The organism is Mesorhizobium amorphae, assembly GCF_014843845.1.
GTDB classification, from domain to species: Bacteria; Pseudomonadota; Alphaproteobacteria; order Rhizobiales; family Rhizobiaceae; genus Mesorhizobium; species Mesorhizobium amorphae_A.
The window spans coordinates 1-14,770 of sequence record NZ_JHQS01000129.1 but is presented as its reverse complement, the minus strand read 5'-3'; the positions used below and the strand labels follow the sequence as shown (position 1 = coordinate 14,770).

17 protein-coding genes and 2 pseudogenes are annotated in these 14,770 nt (G+C 59.2%); 10 read left to right on the top strand and 9 right to left on the bottom strand.

Annotated features, from left to right (window positions below; genetic code table 11):
• The first annotated feature begins 68 nt into the window (after positions 1–68).
• Together DH08_RS33660 and DH08_RS33655 are read left to right on the top strand one after the other, a co-directional pair.
• Positions 69–2,336 (top strand): bifunctional DNA primase/polymerase, encoded by a 2,268-nt coding sequence (locus DH08_RS33660; protein ID WP_192183517.1) that lies wholly within the window; start codon positions 69–71, stop codon positions 2,334–2,336.
• Between the two features lie 296 nt (positions 2,337–2,632).
• Positions 2,633–2,818, top strand: coding sequence for a hypothetical protein (locus tag DH08_RS33655; RefSeq protein WP_192183516.1), 186 nt, complete (start codon positions 2,633–2,635; stop codon positions 2,816–2,818).
• Between the two features lie 105 nt (positions 2,819–2,923).
• On the opposite strand, the gene DH08_RS33650 is transcribed toward DH08_RS33655, so the two are convergent.
• On the bottom strand, positions 2,924–3,082 hold the full coding sequence (locus DH08_RS33650; protein WP_192183515.1) for a hypothetical protein: 159 nt from the start codon (positions 3,080–3,082) through the stop codon (positions 2,924–2,926).
• 114 nt (positions 3,083–3,196) lie between these two features.
• Here DH08_RS33650 and DH08_RS33645 point away from each other — a divergent pair, with 114 nt between their 5' ends.
• Both DH08_RS33645 and DH08_RS33640 read left to right on the top strand, forming a co-directional pair.
• Positions 3,197–3,382, top strand: a complete 186-nt coding sequence (locus DH08_RS33645) for a hypothetical protein (RefSeq protein ID WP_192183514.1) — start codon at positions 3,197–3,199, stop codon at positions 3,380–3,382.
• Positions 3,383–4,496: 1,114 nt separating this feature from the next.
• Entirely contained in the window at positions 4,497–5,909 is a 1,413-nt protein-coding gene (locus tag DH08_RS33640; protein ID WP_210329002.1) for an alpha/beta fold hydrolase, read from the top strand.
• A 250-nt stretch (positions 5,910–6,159) separates the two neighbouring features.
• Here DH08_RS33640 and DH08_RS33635 read toward each other — a convergent pair.
• The 5 genes and pseudogenes from DH08_RS33635 to DH08_RS33615 all read right to left on the bottom strand — a co-directional run.
• Positions 6,160–6,246, bottom strand: a pseudogene (locus DH08_RS33635) (ATP-binding protein); the annotation flags it as partial.
• A 427-nt stretch (positions 6,247–6,673) separates the two neighbouring features.
• On the bottom strand, positions 6,674–6,973 hold the full coding sequence (locus DH08_RS33630; protein WP_192183512.1) for a DUF982 domain-containing protein: 300 nt from the start codon (positions 6,971–6,973) through the stop codon (positions 6,674–6,676).
• A 3-nt stretch (positions 6,974–6,976) separates the two neighbouring features.
• On the bottom strand, positions 6,977–7,435 hold the full coding sequence (locus DH08_RS33625; RefSeq protein ID WP_192183511.1) for an NADH dehydrogenase ubiquinone Fe-S protein 4: 459 nt from the start codon (positions 7,433–7,435) through the stop codon (positions 6,977–6,979).
• Between the two features lie 61 nt (positions 7,436–7,496).
• Positions 7,497–8,006, bottom strand: coding sequence for an Hsp20/alpha crystallin family protein (locus DH08_RS33620; protein WP_192183510.1), 510 nt, complete (start codon positions 8,004–8,006; stop codon positions 7,497–7,499).
• A gap of 66 nt (positions 8,007–8,072) precedes the next feature.
• The gene (locus tag DH08_RS33615) at positions 8,073–8,540 is read right to left on the bottom strand and encodes an Hsp20 family protein (RefSeq protein ID WP_192183509.1); all 468 of its coding nucleotides are present in this window, start codon (positions 8,538–8,540) and stop codon (positions 8,073–8,075) included.
• A 225-nt stretch (positions 8,541–8,765) separates the two neighbouring features.
• On the opposite strand from DH08_RS33615, the gene DH08_RS33610 reads away from it, so the two are divergent.
• Positions 8,766–9,023, top strand: a complete 258-nt coding sequence (locus DH08_RS33610; RefSeq protein WP_192183508.1) for a hypothetical protein — start codon at positions 8,766–8,768, stop codon at positions 9,021–9,023.
• On the opposite strand, the pseudogene DH08_RS33605 reads toward DH08_RS33610, so the two are convergent.
• Both DH08_RS33605 and DH08_RS33600 read right to left on the bottom strand, forming a co-directional pair.
• Positions 9,017–9,288, bottom strand: a pseudogene (locus DH08_RS33605) (usg protein). The gene DH08_RS33610 and the pseudogene DH08_RS33605 overlap by 7 nt on opposite strands.
• Positions 9,289–9,310: 22 nt before the next feature.
• Entirely contained in the window at positions 9,311–9,652 is a 342-nt protein-coding gene (locus DH08_RS33600) for a hypothetical protein (RefSeq protein WP_192183506.1), read from the bottom strand.
• Positions 9,653–9,991: 339 nt separating this feature from the next.
• Between DH08_RS33600 and groES the strand changes: the two genes are divergently transcribed.
• The 4 genes from groES to DH08_RS33580 all read left to right on the top strand — a co-directional run bounded on the left by groES (position 9,992) and on the right by DH08_RS33580 (position 12,690).
• Positions 9,992–10,306 carry a co-chaperone GroES gene (gene groES, locus DH08_RS33595; RefSeq protein ID WP_192183505.1) on the top strand — a complete coding sequence of 105 codons (315 nt, stop codon included), beginning with the start codon at positions 9,992–9,994 and terminating at the stop codon, positions 10,304–10,306.
• 61 nt (positions 10,307–10,367) lie between these two features.
• Positions 10,368–11,996, top strand: coding sequence for a chaperonin GroEL (groL, locus tag DH08_RS33590; protein ID WP_192183504.1), 1,629 nt, complete (start codon positions 10,368–10,370; stop codon positions 11,994–11,996).
• Positions 11,997–12,065: 69 nt separating this feature from the next.
• On the top strand, positions 12,066–12,287 hold the full coding sequence (locus DH08_RS33585; protein ID WP_192183503.1) for a hypothetical protein: 222 nt from the start codon (positions 12,066–12,068) through the stop codon (positions 12,285–12,287).
• A gap of 82 nt (positions 12,288–12,369) precedes the next feature.
• The gene (locus DH08_RS33580) at positions 12,370–12,690 is read left to right on the top strand and encodes a DUF982 domain-containing protein (RefSeq protein WP_192183502.1); all 321 of its coding nucleotides are present in this window, start codon (positions 12,370–12,372) and stop codon (positions 12,688–12,690) included.
• Between the two features lie 318 nt (positions 12,691–13,008).
• On the opposite strand, the gene DH08_RS33575 is transcribed toward DH08_RS33580, so the two are convergent.
• Positions 13,009–13,647, bottom strand: a complete 639-nt coding sequence (locus DH08_RS33575) for a DUF6766 family protein (RefSeq protein ID WP_192183592.1) — start codon at positions 13,645–13,647, stop codon at positions 13,009–13,011.
• 710 nt (positions 13,648–14,357) lie between these two features.
• Here DH08_RS33575 and DH08_RS33570 point away from each other — a divergent pair.
• Positions 14,358–14,735 carry a phospholipase D-like domain-containing protein gene (locus tag DH08_RS33570; RefSeq protein ID WP_246801191.1) on the top strand — a complete coding sequence of 126 codons (378 nt, stop codon included), beginning with the start codon at positions 14,358–14,360 and terminating at the stop codon, positions 14,733–14,735.
• The last annotated feature ends 35 nt before the right edge of the window (positions 14,736–14,770 follow it).

Sequence of the window (14,770 nt, the reverse complement as noted above, 5' to 3'; positions counted from 1 at the left end):
ACTTACCAAGAGCATCTAAACGGCCGGTTCCAAGGCGTGGAACGGGCACGCCAAAACGCGAGGTTTTAATGGCCGCTCTACCCAAGCTGAAAACAGACGATGTCCTCTCCATCCGGAGGAACCTGATCGCTTCCGGCTATCGTATCGTTCCATGTAAGGGCAAAGTCCCTATCGGCTTTAAAGGGTGGCAGGATCTTCGCGCCACCGCTGAGAATGCAATCGATTGGGAAGCGTCATTCCCCGAAAACCGCTCCACCGGCATTCTAACCGGCGATGTTGTGGCAATCGACATCGATATCCTGAGGCCGGAACTGGCCGTGGCCATCGCCAACATGGTGCGTGAATTGCCAGGCGGCGACCCGGCGCCGATGCGCGTAGGCAAAGCCCCCAAAGCAATGTTCCTCTTCCGCACGACCGATCCCCGCGAGAAGAGCGCCAGCGACTGGTTCAAGATCGACGGCATAGATCAGCGAATCGAGGTGATGGGTGTCGGTCAGCAAGTCATTGTTGACGGCATCCATCCTGAAACAGAGCGGCCATACGAATGGGATAGGCCACTGCAATCGGCCAGTGAGTTGCCGCTACTTGATTGGGGATCGCTTGAGCGGATGCTCGCGGACGCGTCGGCATTGCTTGCCTCCCATGCAGAGCAGCGCAAGGCAGCACCGAGGCCGCGAAGAGCATCGAACGACAATACCGCGGATAGCTTCTTTCGTCGCGTCAACCAGGCCGCACTTGACGATCTCAGTGCATGGGTGCCGGCACTTGACCTACCAAAGACCGCTCGCCACGGAGAGGGATACCGGCCCGTCGCTGTTTGGCGCGGCGTGAAGAATGCGAACCTGTCGTTTCACCCGAGCGGCATCACGGACTGGGGAAGCGGCGAGACACACACTGCAATAGACGTCGCCAAGAACGTCGGCCGCGGAGACGGCGTTGCGAGCGCCGCTGAATGGCTGTGCGAGCGCCTGGGCAAGCGCAAGGAGGATCTTGGTTGGGTCGATAACGGCGAGCCGATGATGCCATCGCCCGAGGCTATCAAGGCGCTTGTTGCGAAGAAGTCGAAGCCTGTCGACAACGACCCATTTACTCCGGAGGCGGTCGGCGGCCTTGGCGGCATGGTCGCGGAGTGGATCCTGAACACGTCTCGCCGCAGGTCGCCAGAGCTTGCCGTGATGTCGTCCGTTGCGTTCCTGGCGGCCTTCTACGGCCGACGCGTCGCCACGCCCACAGGATGCGGGGTGAACCTGTACCTTGCTGGCATTGCCGGGCCGGGGTTCGGCAAGGAGGCGCCATTGGCTCGCCTCGTCAATTTGCTGCAGTCTTCCAAGATGGCCTATCTGATCGGGCCGGGGGAGGTCACCAGTGCGGGCGCCATCGAAAAAGTGCTTCGTAAGAAGCCTGTGATGGTGATGCCATGGGATGAAGTAGGCGACGTCTTGGAGTCAATGAACGTCGGCAGCGCGGGCACTGGAAATTGGGCAGCTACGATCCGCAAGGCAATGCTCGAGTTGTACAGCAAATCCACGGGGGTTTGGTTCGGCAAAGAGCGAGTCGACGAAGACAAGAACAGCGACCCGATCCATTGCCCCACAATGTCTGTCGTCGGTACATCAACGCCTATCCGGTTCTACGGGGGACTGACCGAGGGAAACCTGAAAGACGGATTTGTCGCGCGATGGATATTCATCGCCCCGAAAGCGCGACCGTCGCGGGCAAATCCGCAGGATAACGGTCTGCACCTCCCTCGCGCGCTCTCCGAAGCGGTCACTGACGCGCGGGAGCGGTTCCCGTGGCCTAAGCGTGTAACCGGGGGCGAAGCCGCCTGGCGCACGGCAGCGAGCGTTCCGTCGCTGGTCGAAATTCCGTGGGCAGACGCAGCAGCGGAACGCGCATGGCTGGCGATCGAGGACTGGCAGGAAGAAGAGATTATCCGGGACGAAAGCCGCGACGGCATCATCGGCCGCTTCGCAGAGAACGCAATCCGCCTGGCCACACTGCGCGCCCTTTCACGTGGTCCATCCGGCGCGGCTGTTACTGTAGAAGACGTCGCATGGTCGCGGCGGGTGATGGACGCCAGCATCGAGGCCATCGAAAACGGCATAGACAAACACATGACGTCGAGCAAGTTCGAGACGCTGTGCAAGGCCATCGTGGCAGCGCTTCGAGGCGCAAAGGACGGCCAGCTTTTTCGGGCCACCCTACTCAGGCGGCGCGGTGTTCGTGGAGCTGAAAATCGAACGTTCGATGATGCCATAAGGCGCCTTCAAGAAACCGGCGAGATCGAGCGAAGCGACGGCAAGACCTATCGTCTGTCAGAGGCGGGATGGGGGTGAATTGCACTTGCCAAAACCCTTGCCAAACGCTTGCACTTGCCACGGACGTGCACGGATTTTGAGCCGTTTTTTGTGCATGCCTTTGGCAAGTGGCAAGTTTTTGGCAAGTGGAAATCAGGAGGATGTTCATATGTAAGTGTATGATATATATATGTATTTTATATTTGTCTGTCACTCACTTGCCGACTTGCCGCACTTGCCACGACCCATGCGCTCTTTGGGTGACGTTCAGGTTTTCCCCTACCGTGGCAAGTCGGCAAGTCGAACCAAAAACACGGGTCTGAAGGAGGGCTGCGATGATCGATTTGGATAGCGTTGAAGAGGCCGATGATGGTGATGGCGAGAGTGTCCACGTGTATGGCCTCGACCCAGTGGACGGGAAGTGGAAGTGGGAATGGGTCACGGCGGCAGAACTATGTGAGGCCGGCAGGTTCGACCTTGTCGAGATGTTCTGGCCGTCGCGCAATGAGGAGGCAGCATGATGTCCCGCACCGTCGCCACTGGCGACGGCAGCGTTCAAATTCGCCGCCTGTCCTGGCAAGAATTCTGGAAAATCCGGCCTGACCTGAAGCCTGCCAATGACAACGCTAGGTCGGCTCCTCAAGGTCGTCGTAGCCCTGCGGCTGGGGTCGCTTCTCATAGTCGACTGGAGGACGCAGCATAACTTCGGCCTCGGCTCGGCCGAACTCGCGGCCAATCTGAAATGCCGCGTAAAGTGCGCCCAGGCTGATTAGGAAACGAAGCATGATTTGTCCTCCTCTTCAGAAGAGTAACCCCCGCGGCGGGCAGATAGTTCCGGGGGATCGGAACCGCATCGATCAGTATCCGTTGCCTCTGATCGACGGGCGAGGAGCGCAGCCATGGCAGTTAAGAAAACGACCGACACGAGTCGAGTTAGGAAAGGTGCCGAACTTGAAGTTGAGCACCTGACCGAGGTGACAGACGTGACTCCCAAACAAGCGCGGGCGCTGCTTCGCAAGCACGGCGCAGACTGGCCGAAATTGAAGGACGAGGCGGATGATATGAAGGAGGAGGAAGATGACTGAGGTACGGGGGCGTTCCGATCCCTGGCTGGCGCGTTTGCACTACCCGTCCGCGCACAGCGGGCGGCAGTGCCGGTCAAAGCCCCTAGAATAATATTGGGAGAATGGCCGCCCCCCTCAGGTGGAGTCCAGAGGCTTAGCGTAGATCTGTGGTCGCCCGTGAATATCGACACGGCCAAGCCGACTAGACCGAGAAAGAAGGCAAAGCGTTCCATTCGGTCTCCCCTCCGGGTGCGGATTAACAGCTTAACTCAATGAGTTGAAACCGCCAGCGGGGGGGCATGTCGATCTCTACGGGTGTCGGAGCCTGTACCGCCCGTCAAGTCGAGCGTCATCGCTATTACAGATTTTCCTCGCGCGTGCGCGCAAGCGCGCGAGGGGTCAACATTTGAATTGCGGCTGTGCGTACATTCGGCGAAACCGGTGTCCGGAGCAGACCGCCACAGGTATCCAGATGCCCCCCCGGGGGGGCATTTCGATAGCTGGCCGAGGCTGCCGCCCTTACCGGTTTCGCCCCAACGCGCACATTTTTCCAATTCAAATGTTGAGGGGTCGCAGGTTGCTAGACGAACGCTTCAGGCTGATCGCCAACTTCGCATCGCAAAGGCAAGCTATCATCCTATTCGTCCCGTCATCGCAAATTTTTTGAAGATACTTGTGGGCCGTTGGTAAAGCAGGGCGGTCGCCAGCGAACAGGTATTGTGTGAGGACTGGTAGAGGGAGAGCAACTGAGATCCAACCTTCTCCAACTCGCACTGGTTCCGCGCAAGCTGGCGTCCGCATCATTGTCTCCGCTCTCGAAACCAGGTGCTACCGAGTTCAAGGACGACCGAGACTGCGGATCCCGTGATGCGAATCTCATGATGCGGAAACCGCTTGGATCGCGCTGGTAGCCCGCGGCACCCGCCCCCGGCTTTGTCGGCAGGCCGGGCGGGGGGGCGAGTGTGGGCCCCATCACGGCGCACGCCGCCAAGGGGCAGGATGGCGGCGCTGCCGTATAAGCTCGATCGATCTCGTACGGTCCTGGCATCTGAACGCTGCAGCACATCGAAGCGCGTGGCTAGGAATGTAGCTCGACAGAAGGGCTGCTCGACCCGTACGCTGCGGTATGGTTGACGTGGCCGACCCTTTCGAGCGGAAGCTTGCGGCGATCCTTGCCGCTGATGTTTCCGGCTATAGCCGGATGATGGAGGTGGACGAAGCCGGCACGCTTGCGCGCATGAGGGCACATATTGGTGAGGTCGTCAGGCCCAGGATCGCGGCGCATCGGGGCAATATCGTCAAGACCACGGGCGACGGCCTGCTCGTCGAGTTTGCGAGCGTCGTCGAGGCGGTTGAGAGCGCTGTCGAAATCCAACGATCGATGGCGGAGCGGAACAGCGGTGAGCCTGAGAACACCCAAATCCTTTACCGCGTCGGGATCAATCTCGGTGACGTCATGTTCGAGGACGGAGACGTCTTCGGCGACGGCGTAAACGTGGCCTCGCGGCTAGAGGGGCTCGCCAAGCCGGGCGGCGTGTGCGTCTCGGACATTGTGCATCAGGCAGTCGAGGACCGGATCCAGGTTCCCTTCCGTGACATGGGCAACCAGCGGGTAAAGAACATCTCCCGACCCATCCGTGTCTGGCAGTGGACGCCCGACGCGGCGCTGCAGACGACTCGACCTGTCGAGGTGGCGCTGCACCAGAGGGTGCAGTTCGCGACGGCGTCGGACGGCGTGCAACTGGCTTGGGCCAGCATTGGCCAGGGAGCGCCGGTGCTGAAGGGGCCGAACTGGCTGAACCATCTTGAGTATGAATGGCACAGTCCAATTTGGCGTCCGATGCTCGCGAAGCTCGCCAAGTTTTGCCATCTCGTGCGGTTCGATCAACGCGGAAACGGCCTCTCGGACTGGGAGGTTGAGACTATATCGGAAGATGCAATGGCCGGTGACATGTCCACAGTCGCGACCGCTGCACAGGTGGATCGGTTCGCGCTTCTCGGCATCTCGCAAGCCTGCGCCTTTTCCGTGCGCTATGCTGTGGAGCATCCGGAGCAAGTGACATGTCTCGTCCTGCTGGGTGGTTTTGTCCGAGGTCGGCTAAAGCGACCGGGTCTCGACCAAAGGAAGCTATATGAAGCCGGGGCGATGATGATCCGCGACGGCTGGGGCTCGCCGAATCCTGTTTTCAGGCATTTCTTCACTTCGACGTTCATCCCCGACGCCCCACATGAGATTATGGCGAGCTTTGACGAACTACAGCGCATTGCCACGAGCCCCGAGGCGGCGATGCGACTTTGGCAAATGAACAGCAAAGTTGAGGTGACAGAGCTGGCAAAGAGGGTCCGTGTGCCAACGCTCGTGCTGCATTGCGTGGGCGATCGCGTCGTGCCGATCGAGGAGGGCCGCCTGATGGCAAGACTCATTCCGGGGGCGATGTTCGTCGAACTGCCGGGAAATAACCACGTGCTCATTGAAGGCACGTCAGCCTACGACCAGTTTTTCGAGGAAACGGCTGTCTTCCTGGCGATGCACAATCCGGTCGCGTAGCTTACGACCGGTGATCCACTTTGGAACTGCCAGTTCTACGGCAAGCTTTTGACCCGTAGGAGACCTTCATTTGCGACCATGGAATGGCAGCAATGCGCCTAATCTCGGCCGTATAGTTCGGCCTTGCCATTTCCTGAAAGCTGACGTCGCAGGAGACTGCGCTGAGGGCCGTGGTGGGCGCCAAAGCGGCCAGCCGCCAGAGGACCGGAAATTCAGGATTGAACGCGCAAAAAAGTCTTCCAACATTGGTTAGGCCCGATGCGTAAAGTGCGGCCTGCACGCGCTCGCGGTTCTCGGAAAGCGCATTGTCCGGCAGGCCGACGATCTGCATGTTAAGGTGGATTAATTCCGACTATTTTGGCGAACGGTAATGCATGTCTGGGCATCCCCATTCATACTCTGCATCGTTTCAAATAAGAGTTGAATGATTGGCTCAAGGTGGCGGGGAACCCTGCTGCGAGATCATCGTTTTTGGCAGAAAATGAGGAGCAGCAATCAAAGAGCTCAGAGGCATAGATATCGGCATGAAGGAACGTCGTCGCAAACCACAATCAGGGCCAAGTCCCTGGAGCGTTGGCTATTACTTCGAGGCGGTTCTTGCTGGCGAACGAACTCGCGGCAAACTGCTTGATAGTCGGGGCAAAGCCGCGAGTTCTGGCAGCCCATGGAGTTGGTACGAGACCCTCGGACGAGTCCACCGAAGACCGACTGTTGAACCAAATGAGCGACCGTCTAAAAAGCCCTTGGCGTCTTCCCATTAGTGATTAAGGGCGCCTCGGCGACTTTTGTGCTGCTTTTTGCACGTCGGTAAATGACGAGAAATCGGATTTGGCCAACACGCCGGCAATCCTGGCAAAGCTGACAAATGCCTGTCGCGCCTGTTCGGTTGTCATCTGCCCGGCGATTGCGGCGTTGCAGCTCCTCACCGCGCAGCTGTATACCGGTCCCCGACGGGCCTTCGGCCATTGATTCAAGAATACGAGCGCCTCCCGCACCGAGTTGATGTCGTGTCTCACGTCACTGGTCTTAACCTGCACGGGGGCAAGGAAAGCCAGACTGGTCATTTGTTACCTCCCTGTGATTGCAGCTCCCATGACGCGGCTCTTTCGTCTGAGTCTGTCGGGCGGGTAGCCGTTCAAGGAAAAAGTTCGAACGTTTCGTCGAGGCCGCTCAAGTGGATCGGTGTGCACGACATAGTCCAGTTCCTGCCTCTCAGCGAAGGCCACCGCTGCTTCCCTTGTCGGAAAATTCAGCTCCACCTGACTGAGTGTGTCACCGCCACCGCAATAGCCCATCAGATGATCAATGACCGGCGGGGTTCGGCGTTCGAACACGAGGAGCCAAGGCCGGCACGTGACCCGCGCCGATGTCGTGACCGGGCGGCTTGGCCGAAAGATCCGTGCCGATTGGTGGGCCACTGGAGCCGGGGTGTTGAGACCGCCATCGAACAGTTGGAGTTCCTCGCCCTGCCAGGACCTTGAGGTGATGCGGCTCGATTGTTTGGCTCCTGTGAGTAGCTCCGTCATTTGATGTTCCTCGCCATCTGCGAGGGCCGGGGCTCATCGAGCCCCGGCCCTTTCGCGACCGTCATTTGTTGCCGTTGATTGCAATGCGCTTGGCGTTTGCCTGCGCCTTTTTGGTCTTCGGCAGTGTCACGGTGAGCACACCGTTCCTGAACGTGGCCGCCACCTTGTCGTCTTCAACCTCACGACCGAGACTGAAACGCCGTTCAAAACGCCCATAATAGCGTTCGCTGAACTGGCGGTCCTTGTCCTCGGACTCTGCTTTCTTCTCGCCGCGAAGCGTCAGAACACCATCCTCCAGCATGACCTCGACGTCGTTTTCGTCGAGGCCCGGGATTTCGGCCGTCACCCGGATTTCCACATCGGTTTCCGAGAACTCCACGCTTGGCCAAGTGCCGTTGAGAGGGGCCATGCGGCCCAACACCGAAGGCGTGTCAAAACCGCGGAATACCTCGTCGAATAGCCGGTTGACATTGCGGTGCAGCGACAGGAACGGATCCATGTCGTCACCGCGATAAATGCTCGGTGCCTGGCTGCCGCCACGGCTCCAGGGAATCAAGTCACGTACGCTCATTTGTCCTTCTCCTTTTCGTTCTATGGGTCGCACCCGGGGTGTTTGCTGCAGGCCGACCGCCAAAGATCAGGCCGCCGCGCTTTCAATACGTTTGGAGGCCGCCTTCTTGTCGGTCTCGACATTGATCGCGATGCGGCGCGGCTTCATCTCCTCGGGAATTTCCTTCTTGAGGTCGATGATCAGCAGACCGTTTTCGAGCTTTGCCCCGACAATGGTCACATGATCGGCCAGTTCGAAGCGGCGCGCGAACGACCTCAGCGCCAAGCCATGATGGAGGTACTGAACCTCGTCGTTCTCTGTCTTGGCGCCCTCGATCACGAGCATATTTGGCTCCTGCGTGATCGTAAGCTCGTCTTCACCGAAACCGGCGACCGCGAGGACAATGCGGTAGGTGTCTTCGCCGAGCTTGGCGATATCGTAGGGCGGCCAGTTGTCCGCGTTCTGCGGGGGGCTGGCGTTTTCGAGCAGGTTGAATATGCGGTCAAAGCCGATGCTCGACCGGTAGAAGGGGGAAAAGTCCAGGTTCGTTCTCATAACTACATCCTCCTTGGAGCAACATAGATACGAGGGAACGCCAAGAAGCCTGGCGCTCCCTGACACATCGGTCCCTTCACGCGGCGACCGACGAGAATGAGTTGGGAATTGATTTCCGCCGCGTCAAGAGGATCGCCAATGCAGTTTCGCGACCGCCTTCGGCTGGTGGCAACTGCTCCATCGAATACCCATCTGCTTCGCTAGCATTTCGAACGGAGGAAAACGATGACCATGACACGCCAAGACGTTGTCTCGGTCCTCGGACCCGTGGACAACGCGACGATTGCGGAGATCATCGCGTCCGGTGCCTCGCTCGAGGAATTGAGAGAGGCATGGGCCTGGGCCTTTGGTGATGAGGCGTTGATGAGCCAGGGACGACCGCTGCCGGGAACACGGGTGGCAGCGCTAATCGACCTGATCGAGCCCGACGACGAAGCTGACCTGGTGGATCCGGCCCGGGGGGACCCGGGCGCCGGCTATTGAATGGTGAAGATACCGTTTACGGCCTGCCATTCGGAAGGCCGGATCAGGCAGTGATGGGCGACACGCACGGAATGGAGCGCGCCTTCGAGTTCGCGCTTCCAGTAATCCAGAAACCCTTTGAGGATCGGGAATTCCGGCGCAAGATCGTATTCCTGCCAAACGTAGAGCTGCAATAGGCTTGGATGATCGGGGAGATGATAGTGGATCTCCGCGGTCGTGAGACCGTAGCCCTCCATTTCTGCAGCCGGAATTCCCTGCTGACCATGCGTCTCTCCTATCGCGCGCGTTCAGGCATCAAGTCTTTGCGGGCGTTCTCGGTCCCGCCGTTCCTTGAAATCCCAGCCAACCTCGGCGCGAATGTCGTCCAGTCGGCGAAGTGCATCCATGACGGCGTCAAATGTCACCAGACTCGCAGCACCTTGTGGTTTTCGCAGCGCAGGCATGGATACGACGGCGCAAGCATCCGACGCCCATGAGGCAAGAATGGCGCGCTTTTCCTGAATGTCGAGCGTGCGGTCGCCCACCACCTCATCGGGGTGATTAAAGTGCCGCGCCGGGAACAGCAGGCGGTCAAGATCAGAGTTTTCAGGGGCGATCGAGGGGATGTTTTTCGACAAGGTTCGTTCCATTGACAGTCTCCGCTTCCTATCAATCTCCTTGGCATCGTTGTGTTGCAGTGGCCCCTTCTCGGGACTCCAACCGCAAAAAAATTTCGTGGAGTCCGGTCGAATTTCAAGGCCTGAAAATCGCGCGCGCTAGCGAAATAGCTTTATGAATTCATGTCGCTAGCACTCCGAAATGCCGAGTGCCAAAATTTTTACAGCGACCTCTTGAAACTCGAAAATTCCAAAACTAGCTCGATAATGTGCGCGACGCCTGAAAAGGGTCGCGGCGCCCCGCACCGGCCCGATATTGCCGGTCCGGTGTGGAGGAACCTCGAAAATCTGTTTGTCCTGAAGGAGAACGATATGACGTTCCGTCCATTGCATGACCGTATCCTGGTTCGCCGCATCGAAGCCGAGGAAAAGACGGCCGGCGGCATCATCATCCCCGACACCGCCAAGGAGAAGCCGCAGGAGGGCGAGGTGATTGCCGTCGGCCCAGGCGCCCGCGACGAGAGCGGGAAGCTCACGCCTCTCGACGTCAAGATCGGCGATCGCATCCTGTTCGGCAAGTGGTCCGGCACTGAGATCAAGCTCAACGGCGAGGACCTGCTGATCATGAGAGAAAGCGACGTGATGGGAGTGATCGAGCAGACCGCGGCGGTCAAGAAGGCCGCCTGACCGAGGCGATGGTCCAACCGCAATCCAGTCAATGTAACTGCCTAGATGATGGAGCGATCTAATGGCTGCCAAGGAAGTGAAATTCCACACCGAAGCCCGCGAGAAGATGCTGCGCGGCGTCGATATCCTGGCCGATGCGGTGAAGGTTACGCTCGGCCCCAAGGGCCGCAACGTCGTCATCGACAAGTCGTTCGGCGCCCCGCGCGTCACCAAGGACGGCGTCACCGTCGCCAAGGAAATCGAGCTTGAGGACAAGTTCGAGAACATGGGCGCTCAGATGGTGCGCGAGGTTGCCTCGAAGACCAGCGATATCGCCGGTGACGGGACGACGACCGCAACGGTGCTCGCTCAGGCGATCGTCAAGGAAGGTGCGAAGGCCGTTGCCTCGGGGATGAACCCGATGGACCTGAAGCGCGGCATCGACAAGGCCGTCGAGGCGATTGTCCAGGAGTTGAAGACCAACGCCCGTAAGGTGACCAAAAATGACGAGATCGCCCAGGTCGGCACCATCTCGGCCAATGGCGATGTCGAAATCGGCCGCTTCCTCGCCGAGGCGATGCAGAAAGTCGGCAATGAGGGTGTCATCACGGTCGAGGAAGCCAAGACCGCAGAGACTGAACTGGAAGTCGTGGAGGGCATGCAGTTCGACCGTGGCTATCTCAGCCCCTACTTCATCACCAACCAGGACAAGATGCGCGTCGAGCTCGAGGAGCCTTACGTACTGATCCACGAAAAGAAGCTCTCCAATCTGCAGACGCTGCTTCCGGTTCTGGAGGCCGTGGTGCAGTCGTCGAAGCCGCTGCTGATCATCGCCGAGGACGTCGAGGGCGAGGCGCTGGCGACGCTGGTTGTCAACAGGCTGCGCGGCGGGCTGAAGGTTGCCGCCGTCAAGGCGCCGGGTTTTGGCGACCGCCGCAAGGCAATGCTGGAAGACATCGCCATCCTCACCGGCGGCACCGCGATCTCGGAGGATCTCGGCATCAAGCTGGAGAACGTCACGCTGGCGATGCTCGGCCGCGCCAGGAAGGTGGAGGTTGAGAAGGAGAACACCACGATCGTCGACGGCGCCGGTCGCAAGGACGAGATCCAGGGACGCATTAGCCAGATCAAGGCGCAGATCGAGGAAACCACCTCCGACTACGACCGCGAGAAGCTGCAGGAGCGGCTGGCCAAGCTCGCCGGCGGCGTCGCCGTCGTCCGCGTAGGCGGCTCGACCGAGGTCGAGGTCAAGGAGCGCAAGGACCGCGTCGACGATGCCATGCATGCGACGCGCGCAGCGGTCGAGGAAGGCGTTTTGCCAGGTGGCGGCGTAGCGCTTCTGCGTGCGGCCAAGGCACTGGACAGTGTGCAGGCCGAGAATGAGGACCAGAAGCACGGTATCGAGATCGTGCGCCGCGCGATCGAAGCGCCTGTGCGCCAGATCGCGGAGAACGCCGGCGCGGAAGGTTCGATCATCGTCGGCAAGCTACGCGAGAAACCGGAATTCGGCTGGGGCTGGAACGCACAGACCAATGCGTTCGGCGACCTCTACAACGAGGGCGTCATCGATCCGGTGAAGGTGGTGCGGACCGCGCTCCAGGATGCGGCATCGGTTGCCGGCCTGCTGGTGACCACTGAAGCGATGGTTGCCGAGAAGCCAAAGAAGGAACCCGCAGTTCCGGCAATGCCGGGTGGCGGGATGGACTTCTGAGGAAACGCAGCGGTGTCCGCGCTCCATGGAGCGCGGACTTTTCCGACATAGGGTGAGGCCATCAACGTGATGAAACTCGACGTTATCCCGCCGCCCTCGCGCGCGGCCACCGACCTGAACTACGAAGCGGATCTGAAAACCGCGCTGGACCCAATCCTTATGGAACTCCTTGACCGGGCGGAACACGCAGGTTGGGATCGGCGCAAAACAGCATACACGGTGATGTTTCTGGCCGCGCGGAATCTCACCGACGGCAAACACCCCCCTGCAAACGGGAGTTCGGCAGGCTAGGGCGCTGCGAACGCGACCTTTCACGGTGCCGTGGCGAGGCTTCCGATCGACTCAACTAAACACCACGTGAACGGAGGAAAACATGGAACACAATCAATTTCAGCATCCAGTGAGGGTGCTCGTGGGTCTTGGGTTTCCGACCGACATTCAAAGCGTAAAAGACGCCTTCGTCCTGCTGGATGAATGGCCGCCATCGAAGCGGAACGCTGCTCATGGCATCGCTCTCAATGCGTGCAGGGCAGCCCTCGCCGGCGAGGTGGATGCCGAAACCGCTCGGAGCACTTTTGTTGCGTTCGCCCGCCGCATGGATTTGCTAGTACCGGCCGCAGGGGACATCGTCGCGGCCAAAGCAGCCGGCGCATTCGGAGCCTCTTTGGGAGACCCCTACAACAAGTCTATGTAGCCGATCTTTGTATCTGATCGACATGGCCTATCTGGAGGACAGTCAGTCTATGAAAGAAAAAAAGGCCCGCGCCACGGAGGGACCGATGACGCGGGCCGGCCGGTGTTTGACCACCAGCCTGCTGCGGAACCAAGCAGCAGGGTCCGAAGCATGAAATCAACTATCCGAAACCACTAACGTTCCATTGAGACGGCGTGATCGTTTCTTGAATCGCGCCGTTCCGGCGAACCAAGCGGCGGCTCTCAGAGCCGAGCCGTTTCTGAACCGGAAAGCTCCGAGTAGTCCTGGCGATCTTGGCGCCCACCGAGCAATCGCGGTCTACTCACCTGTGTCGGAGTTTGCCGCATTGACGGGCTTGGATTCCGGGGAGCCCTTGTGCCGGAGGAATATCGAGAGCAGAACCAGGACTGCCGTAGACAGAAATTCCGACTGCCAGTTTTGGAAAGATTCGAACCAGAGCTTGGCGTTGAGAAGATGGTCTCCCAGAGACTGGATTGATTCCCCGTGGCGCAGCGCTGTCTCGTTTGCGGCCGTCAGGCTTGTCCACCAGTGAAAGCCAAATGAGAGTATAAACAGTAGAGCCAGGGCTATGCCCAGCGAGTAGGAATAGAGCCACGACAGTATCGGCTTTCGCCTGCGGATCGCGGATGGGAGTTCGTCTTCCGGTCTATGGGGTTCATCGGGATCGCGAGATTCAGCGGAGCCTCGCTGGAAGAGCATGGCGGTCAGCATCACATAGGCCGACATCTGCAGGAATTCGCTTTCCCAGTTTTCGAAAAGCGCCGAGAGAAACTCTGCGCTCTTCAGATAGGCAAATACTCCGATAGCTGGTGTGCCGTGCTCCCGGAGTTCCTCATTGTGGGCTGCTTGGCCTGACCAGACCATGCCAAGCACGCAAAACAGGAACATTGAGACCAGGGCGATTGTCAGCCCGTTGTTACGAAGGAAGGCTCTCAACACGTTTCCTCGACCAACTGCTTGTTCCGGTTCTTCGGGTGCATCAGGCCTCGAACTGCTCGCTAAGTCGCGATAGACGGAGCCTGCATAAGATAGCTCCAATCGCTCGTCTGACGGCATCGGGCTGAAGTGCATGCACCCCTGCAGCTCAATGTCCAACGTCAGATGAAGTTCCTGCACCTCACGAAGAGCTTGGGTACGTGACGCAGCCGGATCCCAACGCCCGTGCAGTCGAACTGGTTTGTCGCCAGCGCCAAACGCCAAAGGCCTCGCTTTGCGAAAACCTTCAGAGAATCTTGCTGGTAAGTTCAAGCACAATGAGCGAGCCGTCAGGAGATTCACCGTCCGGCAGATGTAATACTCGCGAAACGCGAAGATTGGTGGGCGCCCCGCCAATCGACATGGAAACGCTTTCGCCGACACGTGGTAGGACCTGAAAAGTCACATTCTCGATGAACTGGCTATCGTCGACCGAAACGCGACACTGGACTGACATAAGTAAAAATCTCCGCGGACGCAGGTGGCCAACGCCACCGATAACTTCATAACGCAACCAACTTTGCCTTGTTCCGGTCGTGCCGGCGGCTCAAAGCTCGCGAAGAATTTTTGCGCCCGGCTACTGCCATGGGCGACCTCGGCGCCGACCTGCGAAAGGACCATTCCAGCGACGGCTTGAAAAGTTTCATCGACCAGCGCCGATGCCTCACGCCATGCTCGTTGCGGACAATTATGACGCCTTCGCCGTGCGCGTTCTGGCGGCAAGAAGTTCGGTCCGAACCCTCGATCTTATGTACTACCTTTGGCACGATGATCAGACTGGCCGCTTGCTTCTGCAGGAAGTTGTCCGGGCCGCTGAGCGCGGGGTGCGGGTGCGTATGCTCCTTGACGACGTCAATCCGCGCAAAAGCGAATCTGCCTATCGAGCGCTGAGCAATCATCCAAACATCGAATTGAAGCTCTTCAATCCGAGCGGCATCAGGCAACGCAGCATTTTTCGCGGTGTGGAAGTTCTGTTGCGACTTTTTGCGTTGACCCGGAGGATGCACAACAAGGGTAAGCGGTGTTTCCGGGCCACCTTTCGGGAGTGATCACGATCTGTGAGGTTGCCGATCCTGTATTAGGA